The 15,837-nt window shown below is 64.0% G+C and carries 15 protein-coding genes; 7 read left to right on the top strand and 8 right to left on the bottom strand.

What is annotated here, in order from left to right:
• Window positions 1–11: 11 nt before the first annotated feature.
• A complete protein-coding gene (locus tag ACKAMS_RS16890; protein WP_113683681.1) occupies window positions 12–1,529 on the bottom strand; it encodes a leucyl aminopeptidase in 1,518 nt (505 codons plus the stop codon).
• A gap of 159 nt (window positions 1,530–1,688) precedes the next feature.
• Here ACKAMS_RS16890 and gcvT point away from each other — a divergent pair, with 159 nt between their 5' ends.
• Together gcvT and ACKAMS_RS16880 are read left to right on the top strand one after the other, a co-directional pair.
• On the top strand, window positions 1,689–2,789 hold the full coding sequence (gene gcvT, locus ACKAMS_RS16885) for a glycine cleavage system aminomethyltransferase GcvT (protein WP_408989280.1): 1,101 nt from the start codon (window positions 1,689–1,691) through the stop codon (window positions 2,787–2,789).
• 32 nt (window positions 2,790–2,821) lie between these two features.
• Window positions 2,822–3,925, top strand: a complete 1,104-nt coding sequence (locus ACKAMS_RS16880) for a branched-chain amino acid aminotransferase (RefSeq protein WP_003941766.1) — start codon at window positions 2,822–2,824, stop codon at window positions 3,923–3,925.
• On the opposite strand, the gene ACKAMS_RS16875 is transcribed toward ACKAMS_RS16880, so the two are convergent.
• The 6 genes from ACKAMS_RS16875 to ACKAMS_RS16850 all read right to left on the bottom strand — a co-directional run bounded on the left by ACKAMS_RS16875 (window position 3,919) and on the right by ACKAMS_RS16850 (window position 9,036).
• Window positions 3,919–4,740, bottom strand: coding sequence for a dienelactone hydrolase family protein (locus ACKAMS_RS16875; protein WP_256064322.1), 822 nt, complete (start codon window positions 4,738–4,740; stop codon window positions 3,919–3,921). The genes ACKAMS_RS16880 and ACKAMS_RS16875 overlap by 7 nt on opposite strands.
• A gap of 126 nt (window positions 4,741–4,866) precedes the next feature.
• Window positions 4,867–5,841, bottom strand: coding sequence for a GlxA family transcriptional regulator (locus ACKAMS_RS16870; protein ID WP_408989279.1), 975 nt, complete (start codon window positions 5,839–5,841; stop codon window positions 4,867–4,869).
• A 9-nt stretch (window positions 5,842–5,850) separates the two neighbouring features.
• Entirely contained in the window at window positions 5,851–6,618 is a 768-nt protein-coding gene (locus ACKAMS_RS16865) for an adenosylcobinamide-GDP ribazoletransferase (RefSeq protein WP_029255574.1), read from the bottom strand.
• Window positions 6,619–6,620: 2 nt separating this feature from the next.
• A complete protein-coding gene (gene cobT / locus ACKAMS_RS16860; RefSeq protein WP_050793993.1) occupies window positions 6,621–7,766 on the bottom strand; it encodes a nicotinate-nucleotide--dimethylbenzimidazole phosphoribosyltransferase in 1,146 nt (381 codons plus the stop codon).
• Window positions 7,767–7,789: 23 nt separating this feature from the next.
• On the bottom strand, window positions 7,790–8,377 hold the full coding sequence (gene cobU / locus ACKAMS_RS16855) for a bifunctional adenosylcobinamide kinase/adenosylcobinamide-phosphate guanylyltransferase (RefSeq protein ID WP_060938899.1): 588 nt from the start codon (window positions 8,375–8,377) through the stop codon (window positions 7,790–7,792).
• Between the two features lie 2 nt (window positions 8,378–8,379).
• Complete coding sequence (locus tag ACKAMS_RS16850) at window positions 8,380–9,036, bottom strand: DUF3043 domain-containing protein (protein WP_007730051.1); 657 nt, start codon at window positions 9,034–9,036, stop codon at window positions 8,380–8,382.
• A gap of 134 nt (window positions 9,037–9,170) precedes the next feature.
• Between ACKAMS_RS16850 and ACKAMS_RS16845 the strand changes: the two genes are divergently transcribed.
• The 3 genes from ACKAMS_RS16845 to ACKAMS_RS16835 all read left to right on the top strand — a co-directional run bounded on the left by ACKAMS_RS16845 (window position 9,171) and on the right by ACKAMS_RS16835 (window position 11,912).
• Window positions 9,171–10,238: a glycerate kinase gene (locus ACKAMS_RS16845; protein ID WP_408989278.1), complete on the top strand. Its 1,068-nt coding sequence runs from the start codon at window positions 9,171–9,173 to the stop codon at window positions 10,236–10,238.
• Between the two features lie 149 nt (window positions 10,239–10,387).
• Entirely contained in the window at window positions 10,388–10,738 is a 351-nt protein-coding gene (locus tag ACKAMS_RS16840; RefSeq protein WP_007730053.1) for an iron-sulfur cluster assembly accessory protein, read from the top strand.
• A gap of 196 nt (window positions 10,739–10,934) precedes the next feature.
• On the top strand, window positions 10,935–11,912 hold the full coding sequence (locus ACKAMS_RS16835) for a carbohydrate kinase family protein (RefSeq protein WP_003941700.1): 978 nt from the start codon (window positions 10,935–10,937) through the stop codon (window positions 11,910–11,912).
• A gap of 62 nt (window positions 11,913–11,974) precedes the next feature.
• On the opposite strand, the gene asnB is transcribed toward ACKAMS_RS16835, so the two are convergent.
• Window positions 11,975–13,900 (bottom strand): asparagine synthase (glutamine-hydrolyzing), encoded by a 1,926-nt coding sequence (asnB, locus tag ACKAMS_RS16830; RefSeq protein WP_397510220.1) that lies wholly within the window; start codon window positions 13,898–13,900, stop codon window positions 11,975–11,977.
• Window positions 13,901–14,219: 319 nt separating this feature from the next.
• Here asnB and ACKAMS_RS16825 point away from each other — a divergent pair, with 319 nt between their 5' ends.
• Together ACKAMS_RS16825 and ACKAMS_RS16820 are read left to right on the top strand one after the other, a co-directional pair.
• On the top strand, window positions 14,220–15,284 hold the full coding sequence (locus ACKAMS_RS16825) for a cytochrome c oxidase subunit II (protein WP_019748910.1): 1,065 nt from the start codon (window positions 14,220–14,222) through the stop codon (window positions 15,282–15,284).
• A gap of 39 nt (window positions 15,285–15,323) precedes the next feature.
• Window positions 15,324–15,740: a cytochrome c oxidase subunit 4 gene (locus ACKAMS_RS16820; RefSeq protein WP_003941723.1), complete on the top strand. Its 417-nt coding sequence runs from the start codon at window positions 15,324–15,326 to the stop codon at window positions 15,738–15,740.
• The last annotated feature ends 97 nt before the right edge of the window (window positions 15,741–15,837 follow it).

Raw genomic sequence — 15,837 nt, 5'->3', positions numbered from 1 at the left:
ACAGCAAGTGGTCAGCCGTTGACCGCGATGTCCTCCAGGACCGAGATCATCGTGCGAACCGGAACGCCGGTGCCGCCCTTGCCGGTGTAACCCCACGGCCCTGACGTGTTGTACGCCGGACCTGCGACGTCGATGTGCGCCCACTGGACACCCTCGGGAACGAATTCCTTGAGGTAGTGAGCGGCGACCAGCATGCCGCCCCAGCGGTGCGGGGTGACATTGGCCATGTCGGCGACCTTGGAGTCGAGATCTCCGCGCAGTTCCTCTGGCAGCGGCATGGCCCAACCGTTCTCGCCGACGCTCTGCGAGATGGAGGCGACGCGGTCACGGAACTCCTCCGTGCCCATGACGCCGGGGGTGCGGTTGCCGAGCGCCACCATCTGCGCACCGGTGAGGGTTGCGGTGTCGATCATGTAGTCGGGGTTGTCCTCACCCGCGCGAACCATCGCGTCGGCCAGGATCAAACGGCCCTCGGCGTCGGTGTTGACGACCTCGATGGTGATTCCGCCGTACTGGGTCAGCACGTCGCCGGGACGTTGGGCGGTCGCGGACGGCATGTTCTCGGCCATCGGGACGTATGCGACGACGTTGACGGGCAGACCGAGCTTGGCGGCAAGCACGACGGTGGAGATGACGGCTGCGGCGCCGCCCATGTCCGAGGTCATGTTCTCCATTCCGGCGGCAGGCTTGATGGAGATTCCGCCGGTGTCGAAGGTGATGCCCTTGCCCACCAGTGCGACCTTGCGGGCTCCACGCTTCTTCGACGCGTATTCGAGGCGGACGAGACGCGGCTGGCGTGACGAGCCCTTGCCGACGCCGATGATTCCGCCGTAGCCACCCTTCTCGAGTGCCTTCTCGTCGAGCACCTGGACGGTGAGCCCGGCCTCGACGCCCAGTGCCTTGGCGCGCGCGGCGAACTCGGCGGGGTAGAGGTGGCTCGGGGGAGTGTTGACGAACTCGCGTGCGGTGGCGACGGCCTCGGCGATCGCTGCCGACCGTGCCAGCGTTGCCTTGGTCTCCTTGGTGCGCGGCGAGGGCACCAGAAGTTCGACGCGGGCCAGTGGCTGCGAATCAGGACCGGGAGCCGTCATGGACGACTTGAATTCGGTGAAGCTGTACGCGCCCAACGCAAATCCCTCGGCGGCTGCGCCGAGATCGAGGATCGAGAGCGTGGTTGCGACGGTGTCGATGCCAGACAGTGAGCGCGCTGCAGCACCCGCGGACTTGCGGATCTGCTCACTGTCGAGCTTGTCGGCGGAGCCGAGTCCGACGGCGAGGACGCTGGTGACCGACAGCGCGCTCGGTGCCGGGACGCGGGTGAGCTGCTCGGGCTTGCCGGTGGCGCCGACGGCGATGAGGCTGTCGAGGATCTCGGCGAGCACGTCTTCGGCGACGATGCCTTCGCTGAGTGCGATCTCGGGGCCGTCCGGACCCGACGTCAGACCGACGACCAATATCTCTGCGCGCTTGGCGACTGTGCCGGCGAGAACGAGGTCGGGTCCCAACGATCGGGCTGTGCGAGTGCTCAAGGTGTCTCCTGTGAGGTGAGTGTGCGATGCGTCCGGTTCTGGCGGATGCCTGAGTCGATGTTAGGCCCTTTGCCGTTTGCGGACGGGGCGATCGTCGCGGCCGGGTGAGCTCTCGCTGCGGACATGTTTCGATCGGCGAAGTCCGATAGGTTGTGGGCCATGACCGACGAACAACTGTTGCAGGGCCCGATCCACCCCGTCCACGTCGAACTCGGCGCGACGTTCGCGCCGTTCGGGGGATGGCAGATGCCGGTTTCGTACGCCGGCGTCGTGGCCGAACACACCTCTGTGCGTGAGAATGTCGGACTCTTCGACGTCAGTCACCTCGGCAAGGCCGTCGTGCGTGGCGCGGGCGCCGCGGAATTCGTGAACTCCGCACTGACCAACGATCTGAACAAGATCGGGCCGGGTAAGGCTCAGTACACGTTGTGCTGCAACGAGTCCGGTGGTGTCATCGACGACCTCATCGCGTACTACGTCAGCGACGACGAGATCTTCCTCGTCCCGAACGCGGCCAATACCGCGGACGTCGTTGCGGCTCTGGTCGCCCTCGCACCGGACGGAATCACCGTCGAGGATCAGCATCGTGCCTACGGTGTGCTGGCTGTGCAGGGTCCGAAATCGGTGGCGGTTCTGACGGCGCTGGGACTTCCCACCGAGATCGAGTACATGGCGTACGAAGATGCGGAATGGAACGGCGTGCCTGTTCGTGTGTGCCGCAGCGGTTACACCGGTGAGGTCGGCTACGAACTCCTGCCGCGGTGGGAGGACAGCGAGCCGTTGTTCCGTGCGCTTCTCGAGGCAGTGCGCGCCGAGGGTGGGCAGGCCGCCGGACTCGGCGCCCGTGACACTCTTCGTACCGAGATGGGTTATCCGCTGCACGGGCATGAGCTTTCGCTCGAGATTTCTCCGCTCGAAGCGCGCTGCGGATGGGCGATCGGTTGGAAGAAGCCGACATTCTGGGGCAAAGAGACCTTGACCGACGAGAAGGCTGCCGGCCCGGCTCGCAAACTCTGGGGGATCAAGGCTCTCGATCGCGGCGTGCTTCGTGCCGGCCTCGGTGTTCTGCGTGACGGCGAGGCAATCGGCGAGACCACCTCGGGGACGTTTTCGCCTTCGATCAAAGTGGGAATTGCGTTGGCGCTCCTCGATTCCGGCGCCAATGTTTCGGCCGGCGACGAGATCGAAGTCGACGTCCGTGGTCGTGCTCTTCGGTGCGTCGTGGTGTCTCCTCCGTTCGTGGAGACCAACACCAAGTAGAGAGCTTTTTCACGTTCGATAGGATTGCGCCCATGACAGGTGCCGCCGATTTCGTTCGTGTTCAGAGCTCGTCCCCGAAGTCCGACGCCGAGCGCCGTGACATTTTGGCGGCGCCCGGCTTCGGGCGGCACTTCACCGACCACATGGTCTCGATCGACTACACCGCGGGCAAGGGCTGGCACGACGCCCAGGTGTTGCCGTACGGAAACATCGAGCTCGATCCGGCCGCAATGGTTTTGCATTACGGACAGGCCATCTTCGAGGGCCTCAAGGCATACCGTCAGCCGGGTGGCGAGATCAGCTCGTTCCGCGTCGAGGCCAACGCCGAGCGTTTCGCAGCATCTGCGCGCCGTCTGGCCATGCCGGAGCTCCCGTCGCAGATGTTCATCGATTCCATCACCGAACTGATCGACGTCGATCTCGACTGGGTTCCCGCAGCCGGTGGCGAGGACGCGCTCTACCTCCGTCCGTTCATGTTCTCCACCGAAGCCGGACTCGGTGTCCGTCCCGCCGACGAGTACCGCTACCTGCTGATCGCCTCACCCGCCGGTGCGTACTTCCCGCGCGGCGTCAAGCCGGTCAGTGTGTGGCTGTCCACCGAATACGTTCGCGCGGCCCCTGGCGGTACCGGCGCGGCCAAGTTCGCCGGCAACTACGCCGCTTCGCTCCTCGCCCAGGCGCAAGCTGCCGACGAGGGTTGCGACCAGGTGGTCTGGCTCGACGCCATCGAGCGCACGTACGTCGAGGAAATGGGTGGAATGAACCTGTTCTTCGTCTTCGGCTCCGGCCCCGACGCTCGCCTCGTGACGCCGTCGCTGTCCGGTTCGTTGCTGCCGGGCATCACGCGCAACTCGTTGCTCGCCCTTGCCGCCGATTCCGGTTTCGCCGTCGAGGAGCGCAAGATCAGCACCGACGAATGGCGCACCAAGTGCAAGAGCGGTGAAATCACCGAGGTCTTCGCTTGCGGCACAGCAGCAGTCATCACCCCCGTCGGACGCGTCAAGTCCGCCGAGGGCGAGTTCACCATCGCCGACGGCGAGCCGGGTGAAGTGACGATGGCACTGCGCGACACCCTCACGGGCATTCAGCGCGGCACCTTCGCCGACACCCACGGCTGGATGACCAAGCTTCACTGATCGCTGGTTCGTTCTGCGAGCAACCGCTCGCGGAAGAACTGCAGAATCTCGTCTCGAGCGACGGTGGTGGGCGATCCCACCTCGTCGACGAGATGAGCCGTCACCATGCTGTGTGGATTGGCAATGACGTGTTCGAAGAATGGTGACGTTGTCGCGTTGGCCGCTTCGTCGGGCAGTACCTTTCCGACGAAGCGCTCGCCCAGGGCCTTCGAGTAGGCCGCGAATCGCTGTGCGCGGCAGAACGGGTCACCTTGAAACCGGTATGCAAGCACCGTGAGGTCTTCGGCCTCGAGTCTCGAGCGCACGGCTTCGAGTTCTTCGGGCCCGCTGTCGGTTTCGTCCGGTCGATCGAGCGGTAACGACGGTTGGGCGAGAACTGGCGCGATGACCGAGGGTTCGAGCATCATCGACAACGCGAAGTTGCCGGTGAAGCACATCCCGATCACGCCAACGCCAGGACCGCCGCACTCCTCATGCGCCGAAGCGGCGAGTGAACGCAGCCAACGGACCGCCGGACTCGGTTCGTCGACAGCGAGGGCGCGGAACTCCGCACTGACGCAGGCTCTCTTGAACACCGTCAGCCCCTCGTCCACTGTGGGGACCGCTCCGTCGCGCCCGAACAATGACGGCACGAAGACAGTGAAACCGGCATCGCGCACCCAGCGGGCGAATCGCGCGACGTGCGGGCTGATGCCCGGCATCTCCGGCATGACGATTACTGCGGGACCGGTGCCGGCCACGTACACGGACTTCGCCACTGCGTCGATGGTGATCGTTCGACGGTCGAAGTCTTCGAGCGGATCGTCTTCGGTCATGCTCCGGTTCGGCACGGTGAGCCCTCTCAGTAGTCGAAACAATTCCTCTGCACAGTCTTTCGGCGCGGGATCAACTACAGAAGAGGGCGGTTCGCCACGTTTTCGGGCGGGCTCGCCACACACGGCCTATCCGCCGCCGCCGTTGCGGAATCGCTTTCGATAATCGGCCGGGCTGATGCCGACGCGGTCGGTGAACAGGCGACGGAAGGTTCCAGGATCCTGATAGCCGATGTGCCCCAGGATCTTTCCGAGAGACCAGTCGGTCGATTCCAACAACCGTTTCGCTTTTCGGATCCGTGCACGCTGCAGATAACTGCGCGGCGATTCCCCGGTCTCGTCCTTGAACTTCCGAAGCATGGTTCGGGTGCTGAGGTGAAAAGCATCCGACAGCAGATCCAAGTCGTAAGGCGCCGCCATCCGTTCGACCAACCAACTCCCGACGTCGTCGGCGAACTGTGTGTGTTTGACGGGCAGCATCGAGTCGACGATGTACGGAGATTGACTGGTTCGGTTTTCCGGCGCCAGAGTAATTCTCGTAGTCGTTCGCGCAATCTTGTCGCCGAGATGCTCGCGCACGAGTGCTGTTGCGAGGTCGAGCGCGGCAGTGAACGCCGCAGTGGTGGTGACGCCGTCGTCCTGGACGATCAACGAGTCGGTTCGAACCGTCGCACCGGGGTAACGACTTGCGAGGTCCGCACCGTACAGCCACGACGTCGTACATCGGCGTCCGTCGAGCAGTCCCGCCTCGCCCAGCAGATACGCGCCGACGCAGACCGACGACACCCGAACGCCGCGCGCCTCGCACGCACGGATGAACTCGATTTCTCTGTCCCACAGCGACAAACGCGTCGCAGGGTCTTCGGACGGCACGAGGTCGAACCCCGGCACAACCAGGTGATCGATGTCGTGATGCCCCTCCTGCACGCCGAGCGAAAATCCACCTGCCGCAACGACGGGCGTGCCCGACGCTGCGATGACCGATACCTCGAAGGGGTCGGCGGGCGCTCCATCAGCGACCCGATTCGCGATCAGGAGAAGGTCGGTGAAAACGAAGATCTCGGCCGCGAGGCAACCTTCGTACGCAAGGACACCTACTCGCACGACGTCGGATCACAGTCCGAGAGTGAGGCCGACGGCCGTCAGCGTCACAGTGAGTTCGAGCGCGAATCCGAGAACGTCTCCGTTGAGTCCACCGAATCTACGGACGCAGTGACGCACGCACAGCACACTGATCACCAGCGCCGACGCGGTCACGAGAGGGCCGAGCCACCACCGGTCGGTGGCAAAGCCGGAAGCGGCGATCAGCGGAACCGACCACACGATTGCGGCCCACAGCGGTTGTGAATCGGCGACGAGCGCACCGAATCCGCTCGGGCTCGACGCGAGAATACCTCGGCGGCAGGCAAAAACGACGGCCACACGACCCGCAGCGACAGAAACGAGAACGGCGATCCACTGCGTGGGGGAGTCGGCAACAGCGAGGACGCCGAAGGAGACCGATTGCAGCCCAAGGAAGATCAACAGTGCCGCGACCCCGAACGGTCCGGCACCGCCGCTGTGCATGACCTCGCGGGCGCGCTCCGGTGGACCGTAACAACCCAGTCCGTCGACGGAGTCTGCCAGTCCGTCCACGTGCATCCCGCGTGTCCCGAGAGCGAGCGCACCGACCGTCAGCAAGCCTGCGAGATAGGGATTCAGGCCGATACTGGTTGTGCCCCAAAGCAGAAACGTCGCGGCAATGCCGAGTGCGATCCCGGTGAGCGGAGCTGCCGCGATGGCGCGACGACCGGCAGTTCGGTCGATGTCGGAGGGACCACGAACCGGAAGGACCGTCAGCCACGAGAAGGCCAGAGGCACTCCGGACAGCGGGCCCGCCATGCTCACTCCGCCGTATCGGTCTTGGTCAGGTCGATCGACTCGGGTTCGTCGGCAGGTGCGCTGCCCTGAGTGCTGACACCGGCTTCGGAGAATGTCGCCATCTTGCCCAGGATTGCCACTGCGCCCTGAAGAATCGGGAGCGCTGTGACTGCACCTGAACCTTCACCGAGACGCATGTCGAACTCGACGATCGGGTCGAGACCCATGCGTGTCAACGCGATGGTGTGCGCGGGTTCTGTGGAGCGGTGTCCGGCGACCCACCATTCACGTGCGCCGAAAGCCAGTTCGTCGGCAACCATGGCGGCTGCGGTGACCACTACGCCGTCGAGGATCACCGGCGTACGACGCGAAGCTGCCTGGGCCAGAAAGCCGGCCATCGCGGCGAGGTCGGCACCCGAAGACGTGCGCAGCAGCGCGACTGTGTCGCGAACGTGCGGACGGGCGCGACGGAGAGCGTCGCGAATCGCTGCGGTCTTGCGGATCCACCCGGCGTCGTCGATACCGGTACCTCGACCCACGACTGCGACGGGTTCACTGTCCGTCAGTGCTGCGATGAGTACGGTTGCGGGCGTCGTGTTGCCGATGCCCATGTCGCCGGCGATGAGAAGATCTGCGCCCCCGTCGATTTCCTCGTCCGCGATCGCTCGGCCGGCGGCGATGGCCTGAAGGGTTTCCTCGTTCGACATGGCGTCTTCGCGGTCGATGGACCCGGAAGACCTGCGCACCTTGTGGTTCGAGACGGACGGATCGGTATCGCCGTCCACTGCGATGTCGACGACGCGTACCGTGGCGCCGGCAACCTCGGCGAGGACGTTGACTGCCGCGCCGCCCCCGAGGAAGTTGGCGACCATCTGTGCGGTCACTTCCGGCGGATAGGCGGAGACGCCGTTGCGGGCGATTCCGTGATCACCCGCGAAGACGACGACGCGAGGCCGAGCGAAAGCGTGTGGGGGACAAACTCCTTGGCAGGCTGATGCCCAACCGGCGAGAGCCTCCAGTCGGCCCAGCGAACCTGCCGGCTTGGTCAGATCACGCTGACGCGCGTCGGCCTGCGCACGCACCTCGCGGTCGGGCGGCGTGACGGGTTCGAAGTCGGCGCTACTGACTGGCGCGACGTCAGGGTTGGCATCTGGATTCGCCCCTGAAATGGCCCCTGGATTGGCCTCGGTACTCACATCGTGCCTTCCGGTTGTGCAGCAGTATCTTTCAAGATGAGCGGTAACCCTGCAACCACTAGTACGACACGATCGCACACCGCGGCGATACGAGCGTTGAGAGTGCCGATCTCGTCGCGGAACAATCGTCCCGACCGTGTCTCGGGGATGACGGCCAAACCCACTTCGGGGCTGACCAGCACCAGGTGTCCGCGGTAGTTCTCGACACTGGCGACCAGGCTGTCCGCAGCGGGAGTGACGGTGCCGCGCGGAGCGTCCCAGGCGCCTTGCCGATCGAGTTCAGTGGTCAGCCACGTTCCCAGATCGTCGACCAACGTCGCTGTGTGTGAATCGCTTTCGAGCTGCGCCGCGAGGTCCCCCGCAGCTGCGGTTTCGACAGTCGACCAATGAGAAGGCCGTCTGTTGCGGTGCTGGTCGATCCGGCTTTCCCAGTCTGCGTCGGTGACATCACGTCTGGCTGTCGCCAGGTACCGGATCGGTGCCGAACTTTCGGGTAAGTGGCCTGCACAAACCAAATCCTCGGCGTGCGCGGACTTACCAGACCGCGCGCCGCCGAGGACCAAAGTTCTATACGTGTTCGTCACGCTCAGATTGCGTCGCCCGGCCCCACACGAGGCTTCGGTGCGCGCAGCTTACGGATCTGCGACGCGCGAACGAACGCGTACCAGCCGAGCTTGAATCCGCCGTCGGTGCTGTCGGGGAAGCGCTCGGCGACGCGGTTGTTGATCATGCGACCGAGCCAGATGCCTTCGCCGACCATGAAGAGCATCATCACGAGCATTGCCAGCGTGACGATCTGCTGGAGTGCGGGCGTGACGAACATCGTCATGATGAGGATCAATGCGAGCGGCATGAACAGCCCGACGAGGTTGCGGCGGGCGTCGATGAAATCACGGACGTAGGCGCGAACCGGTCCCTTGTCGCGGGGGAGCAGGTACTTGTCCTCGCCGGCGAGCATGCGGGCGCGGCGGTCTGCCGACGATGCGCGACGCTCGGCGGCTTCGGCCTTGCGGTCCTCCTTGGAGCCGCGGGTCGCCTTACGGCGGGCGCGGGCTTCCTTCGCGGTCAGCGGGGCAGGGGCAACGGGGCCACGCCTCTTCGCCTCGGCGTCACGACGCTTGGGTGTGGGGCGGCCCTTGCCCACCTGCTCGATGGGCGCCTCTTCGGAGGCCGAGGATGCCTCAGTGCCCTCGACGTCACGTTTGTCGGAGTTGTCTGAGTCACCGCGGCGTAGCAATTTCACACCTCCAGGCTATTGGATAAGTGCACGGTCTGGGAAACCGACCTCGGTCTTTCTGAAAAACCCGATCGCCCGAGGCACTGAAACGCGCGAGATCGTGAAACATCGGGGTCATTCGGGACTCTTAGACTTCCGCTATGCGGGTAATAGTTGCTCCAGATTCGTTTGGTGAGACGTTGACGGCCGTCGAGGCGGCTGAGTCCATTTCTGCCGGTTGGCGACGTGGCCGACCCGAAGACGACGTCGTCACCGCGCCACAATCCGACGGTGGGCCGGGTTTCGTCGACGTCTTGGCCACGGCTGGGGGCGACCTCCGGACCACACGGGTTCCTGGGCCACTGACCGCGGGCGTCGACGCCGCGTGGCTGTTGGATTCGGACACGGCGTACATCGAGTCCGCCGAGGCTGTCGGGCTCGGTCTCCTCGGAGGTCCGCCGACACGGGACAGCGCACTCACCGCGCACAGTCGCGGTGTCGGAGAACTGATCGCTGTCGCGCTCGAGGCAGGCGTGAAGACGATTGTCGTCGGACTCGGTGGGAGTTGCTGCACCGACGGGGGACGTGGACTGGTGGAGGCGCTGGGCGGTCTGGAGGCCGCAACGGCGGCTACGGCGGGCACTGCGTTGGTCGCGGCCACCGACGTCGAACACGCACTTCTTGGCGAGCACGGTGCGGCAGCGGTGTTCGGCCCGCAAAAGGGCGCCGACCCCGATGCCGTCTCTGTCCTCGAAGCGAGGAACGCGAGATGGGCCGAACAGTTGGAGTCCGCAACCGGAAAACGAGTGTCGGATCTTCCGGGTGCCGGCGCCGCAGGTGGTATCGGTGCTGCGCTGTTCGCTCTCGGTGCGCAGCGGAGATCCGGGGCCGACGTCGTCGCCGATCGCACCGGCCAGGCGGCGCTATTGGCTTCCGCTGACCTGGTGATCACGGGCGAAGGCAAGTTCGACCACCAATCTCTGCGCGGCAAACTCGTCACGACGCTTGCTTCGGCCGGGGCGGCGCACGGAGTTCCGACGCTCGTCTTTGCCGGTCAGGTGACGCTCGACGCGGCGGACTTTGCGTCGACCTCGATAGTCGCGACGAAATCGGTGACGGAGTTCGCCGGGTCGGTGGAACGTGCGATGGAGGAAGCGTCGGCGTGTCTCGAGGGACTCGCCGAACACACGGCACGGGAGTGGAACATCTGGCGCGGCGCCCGGAGGTGAGGATCAACAAGCGTCGACGCGCCGTTGCCGTGTCGGGAAGACCGGATAGGATGAAGACGAATCGCACCCGGTAAGGACTGGCGGGAATAAGTCGGCAGCGGCGTACCGTTGAAGCGTTCACGGGTTGGTACGAACATTAGGGAGAGCCCATGACTGTGCAGAACGAGACCGCCACCCACGGCGTCAAGATGACCGAGGCCGCATCCGCCAAGGCGAAGGCACTCTTCGATCAGGAGGGTCGCGACGACCTCGCGCTGCGTATCGCAGTGCAGCCCGGCGGCTGTGCCGGACTGAAGTACCAGCTGTTCTTCGACGACCGCACGCTCGACGGTGACCTCACCGTCGACTTCAACGGCGTCAACCTGGTTGTCGACCGGATGAGCGCGCCGTACGTCGAAGGTGCGTCCATCGACTTCCTCGACACCATCGAGCAGCAGGGCTTCTCGATCGACAACCCCAATGCAACAGGCTCCTGCGCCTGCGGTGACTCGTTCAACTGAGTCTGTCGATCACAACTCAATTCACAAACAACTGACGCGGAACCGACATTCGGTTTCGCGTCAGTTGTCTGTGGTGACTCGTACGTAGACCGTTCCGATCTGACGGCTCGGGCGCCGATGACGGCGCTACGGGCGGTAACGTGAACTTTTGCTCCTCTTTCATTCTTGTACTCACTTCGCTGAAAGGCCACGATCCGTGACTATTGCGGTAACCGGTTCCATCGCCACCGACCACTTGATGCGCTTCCCCGGCCGCTTCGCCGATCAGCTCCTCGCCGATCAGCTCGCCCACGTTTCGCTGAGTTTCCTGGTGGACGATCTCGTGATTCGCCGCGGGGGTGTCGGCGGCAACATCGCTTACGCCATGGGCGTGCTCGGTGGGTCCCCGCTACTCGTCGGCGCAGTCGGTGCCGACTTCGCCGAGTACCGCACGTGGCTCGAGGACAACGGCGTCGACTGCAGCGCGGTCCGTATCTCGGACAAGGCACATACGGCGCGTTTCGTGTGCACCACCGACGAGGACATGGCGCAGATCGCGTCGTTCTACCCCGGTGCGATGAGCGAGGCCCGCGAGATCGAACTCGCGGCAGTGGCCAAGACTGCGGGCGCAGTCGAGCTGGTGCTGATCGGCGCCAACGACCCCGAGGCCATGGTTCGCCATACCGACGAATGCCGTCTGCTCGGAATCCCGTTCGCAGCGGATCCGTCGCAGCAGCTTGCTCGCCTGTCCGGTGACGAGGCCAAGGCGCTCATCCACGGTGCGAAGTACTTGTTCACCAACGAGTACGAGTGGGGTCTGCTTCAGCAGAAGACTGGTCTGAGCGAGGAAGAGATCCGCGCGCAGGTCGGCATTCGTGTCACCACCCTCGGCTCCAAGGGTGTGGAAATTGTTGACGCCGAAGGTAATTGGGTGCGCGTCGACGTAGTGCCCGAGACCGGCAAGGTGGATCCGACGGGCGTTGGCGACGGTTTCCGCGCCGGGTTCCTGCTCGCACACGGCGCTGGCTTGAGCTTCGAGCGCGCCGCACAGCTGGGATCTTTGGTCGCTGTGCTGATCCTCGAGACCGTGGGAACACAGGAGTGGGTGTTCAATCGCGACGAGGCCCTCAAGCGCCTTACCGACGCATACGGCAGTGCGGCTGCGGACGAGATCGCGACGATCCTGCCGAAGTAGGATTCCGCCCCGTGAGTGGTTGAGGAGTCCGGAGACTCCCTGACCACTCACGGGCCGAAGGCCTAGATATTGACCGGGTACACCGGTTCCTGGATCTGCGGCACGATGCGCTTCTCCACGAAGATCCCGTGCCAGACCATGAACGTCAGCACGGTCCACAGGCGTCGGCTGTGGTCGGACACGCCCTCGCGGTGATCGTTGAGCATCTTCACGACGGCCTGCTTGTCGAAGATGTGGTCGGTACCCGACTCCTCGATCTGCAGATGTGCCCAGTCGAAGAGTTCGGTGCCGCGCAGCCAATGGCGCAGGGGAACCGGGAATCCGAGCTTCGCACGGTGCAGAACATGGTGCGGCACAATGCCTTCCAGGGCCTGACGCAGTGCATACTTGGTTGTGTCCTTCGTGATCTTCTGATCGAGCGGCACGCGTGACGCTACGTCGAAGACCTCGGGATCGAGGAACGGCACACGCAGTTCCAGCGAGTTGGCCATCGTCATCTTGTCGGCCTTGACGAGGATGTCGCCGCGCAGCCAGGTGAACAGGTCGAGATGCTGCATCCGGGCAACCGGATCCCAGTCCCGTGACTGCGCGTAGATCGGCGCGGTGACGTCCTGGTGAGTCCACTCGGGGCGGAAATCGCGAAGGACGGCGCGGAGCTGAGCGTCGTTGAAGCTACGAGCATTGCCGTAGTAGCGCTCCTCGAGGGTCAACGAACCGCGATTGAGCAGACTCTTGCCGCGAGTACCGTCCGGGATGCGTTCGGACAACTTGCCTGCAGCCCGACGCAATCCCTTGGGGAGGTACTCGAAAGGCTTGAGCGACAACGGTTCACGGTAAATCGTGTAACCGCCGAACAGCTCGTCGGCACCCTCGCCGGACAGCACGACCTTGACGTGCTTGCGGGCTTCCTTGGCGATGAACCACAGCGGAATCAATGCCGGATCGGCTACCGGGTCGTCGAGGTACCAGACGATCTCGGGAATGGCAGCGGCGAACTCGGCGGGGGAGACCACCTTGACGACGTGCTTCGCGCCGATCGCCGCGGCAGATTCTGCAGCGACGTCGACCTCGGAATAGCCCTCACGTTCGAAACCGGTCGTGAAGGTGATCAGGTTGGGGTTGTGGCGCATCGCCAGTGCCGCGATCGCCGTGGAGTCGATACCGCCGGACAAGAACGAACCGACGGTGACGTCGGCGCGCATGTGCTTGGCGACCGAATCCTCGAGTGCCTCGGCGATTTCCTGGTAGCGCGCCTTCTCGGTGCCAGGTGCAAAAGGCTTGGCCGGAAACTTCGGCGTGAAGTACCGCGTGATCGTGGGTTCCTCGCCCGGACGCACCCGAGCGAAGCTGCCCGACTCCAGGCGTCGGATCTCCTTGTGCAGTGTTTCCGGCTCCGGTACGTACTGCAGAACGGTGTAGTGCTCGATGGCGCGCGGATCCAGCTCGGTACCGATGCCGATCAGATCGGTGAGTTCGAGCAGGCTCTTCTTCTCACTGCCGAACGCGGTGCCGCCGGCGCCGGTAGCAATGAACAGCGGCTTGATCCCGAACGGATCGCGCGCGATGAACAGCTCGCGTGTGTCGGTGTCCCAGATCGCGAACGCGAACATTCCGCGTAGGCGCCGGACCGCATCCTCACCCCAGTAGTGGAATGCAGCGACGATGGCCTCGGAGTCGCCCTCGGTGAAGAACTTGGCGTCGTGGTCCTTGACCAGTTCGGCGCGGATCTCCAGGTAGTTGTAGATCTCGCCGTTGAACGTGAGCGCATAACGCTCCGGGTTCTCCGGCGGGCCCCAACGCAGCGGCTGGTGGGAATGAGCGATGTCGATGATCGCCAGGCGGTTGAACCCGAAGACGAGGTGGTCGTCGTTCCACGTCCCGTGTTCGTCCGGCCCGCGGTGACGAAGGCAATGCATCGCCTGGTCGACCCGCGAGACGGCGTCCTCGCTGGTTCCGCCAGATGTCAGTAGCCCGAGCAGTCCACACACAGCGTCCGGTTCCTCGATTCAGAATTTTTGTAGAGAAGGCTCCCGGACACGAGTGTCGGGGAGAGGTCAACGAACTCTTGTCGAAAGTATGCCGCAGATCGACGTCCCTGCCGATCGCGGCGGAACGAATCGACGTGATGTGCGTCGCCGAAACGACCTGAGCCGTTCCTGAGCAGCACCTGAGAGAGCTGTGTGACGTCCGCCGCGACACGGGCGAGGACCCGAGGATGGATAGCGCCCGGCTTTGGTCTACGCTGCGTAGTAATTGGGCCTTCCCTCCGGGCATGCCCTAGTTGAATTTTGTGGCGATCAGGAAGGCGTGAACGTGGCGCAAGGTCGGATCCTTCGGCGAGCGGGGCTGGCAGTATCTCTGGGCATTGCTGCCTTGCTGCTGTCGGGTTGCTCCATCGACAACGAAGTGCTTCGTTTCGGGTGGCCTTCGGGCATCACCCCGGAGGCGACGCGCATGCGTGAGCTGTGGACGTGGTCGGTTGTAGCCGCCCTCGTCATGGGTGTGCTGGTGTGGGGGCTGGTCTTCTGGGCCGTCATCTTCCACCGCAAGAAGAAGGACTCGCCGGAATTCCCGCGTCAGACGGCATACAACGTGCCTCTCGAACTCGGTTACACGGCAGTTCCCTTCGTCATCATCGCGGTTCTCTTCTACTTCACCGTCATCGTCCAGAACCATGTTCTGGACAAGACGGACAACCCTGACGTCGTCGTAGACGTCACGGCATTCCAGTGGAACTGGAAGTTCGGCTACCGCTCCATCGAGTTCGGTGACGGCAGTGCCAAGTACAACGGCATCGACGTCGAAGCCGAAGAGGCTGCCAAGGCCGAGGGCTCCACTGTCAACGATCACGGCGAAGAAGTTCCCGGCCCGATCCACGGCAACAGCACCGAGGACCTGAGCTACCTGCACTACGACAAGATCGAGACTGTCGGCTCCAGCCAGGAGATCCCGATCCTCGTTCTGCCCACCGGCAAGCGGATCCAGTTCGAACTCGCTTCCTCGGACGTCATCCACGCTTTCTGGGTGCCTGAGTTCCTGTTCAAGCGCGACGTTCTCCCGAACCCCAAGGAGAACCACTCGGACAACATCTTCCAGATCAGTGAGATCGAGAAGGAAGGCGCGTTCGTCGGGCGTTGTGCAGAAATGTGTGGCACGTTCCACGCGATGATGAACTTCGAGGTTCGTGCGGTTTCGCCCGAGGACTTCGCCAAGTACATCGAACTGCGCAAGGGTGACGCGGAGGGCAAGGGTGGTCTGACGACCGCCGAGGCCCTGCAGGCAATCGGTCAGTCGCCGGTGGCTACGTCGACCACGCCGTTCAACACCGACCGCGAGTACCGTCAGGCAACCGTCGCCACTGCAGGCAACTGAGCCGGCCAGCCTCTTCACTGAACAAGGACAAGTGCTGATATGAAGATCGAAGCCAAGCTCTTCGAGATCCTGACGATGTTCTTCATTCTCGTCGCGATCATCTACGGAGTGTTCACCGCTCTGTCACGCACAGGTATCGAGTGGGCCGGACTGACGGCCATCGTCCTGTCTGCAGGTCTGACGCTCATCGTGGGTACCTACTTCCGCTTCGTTGCCCGTCGTCTGGACACCCGTCCCGAGGACTACGACGACGCAGAAATCTCGGATGGTGCAGGAGAACTGGGCTTCTTCAGCCCGGGTAGCTTCTGGCCGATCCTGCTTGCCGCCGCAGCTGCACTCGCGGCAGTGTCGCTGGCGTACTTCCAGCCGTGGCTCATCGCAGTCGCAGTTGTCTGTGTGCTCGCCGCAGCCGCAGGCCTGGTGTTCGAGTACTACACCGGACCCGAGAAGCACTAGTTTCACCCGCACTCCAACAGAGGCGCCGCACCCACCCGGGTACGGCGCCTCTGTTGTCGTATCTACGAGTTGCGGTACGAGGGTGCCGATTACCCAA

Origin of the sequence: Rhodococcus sp. 5A-K4, assembly GCF_046097995.1 — a bacterium.
Taxonomy (GTDB): Bacteria; Actinomycetota; Actinomycetes; order Mycobacteriales; family Mycobacteriaceae; genus Rhodococcus_F; species Rhodococcus_F erythropolis.
Note: the sequence above shows the minus strand (reverse complement) of the source record. Positions and strands in the feature narration are given on the sequence as shown.

Excerpts from the sequence above, each read along its gene's own strand:
- gcvT (WP_408989280.1), top strand. The coding sequence starts at position 1,689 with ATGACCGACGAACAACTGTTGCAGGGCCCGATCCACCCCGTCCACGTC.
- ACKAMS_RS16880 (WP_003941766.1), top strand. The coding sequence starts at position 2,822 with ATGACAGGTGCCGCCGATTTCGTTCGTGTTCAGAGCTCGTCCCCGAAG.
- ACKAMS_RS16875 (WP_256064322.1), bottom strand. The coding sequence starts at position 4,740 with ATGACCGAAGACGATCCGCTCGAAGACTTCGACCGTCGAACGATCACC.
- ACKAMS_RS16865 (WP_029255574.1), bottom strand. The coding sequence starts at position 6,618 with ATGGCGGGCCCGCTGTCCGGAGTGCCTCTGGCCTTCTCGTGGCTGACG.
- ACKAMS_RS16845 (WP_408989278.1), top strand. The coding sequence starts at position 9,171 with ATGCGGGTAATAGTTGCTCCAGATTCGTTTGGTGAGACGTTGACGGCC.
- ACKAMS_RS16840 (WP_007730053.1), top strand. The coding sequence starts at position 10,388 with ATGACTGTGCAGAACGAGACCGCCACCCACGGCGTCAAGATGACCGAG.
- ACKAMS_RS16820 (WP_003941723.1), top strand. The coding sequence starts at position 15,324 with ATGAAGATCGAAGCCAAGCTCTTCGAGATCCTGACGATGTTCTTCATT.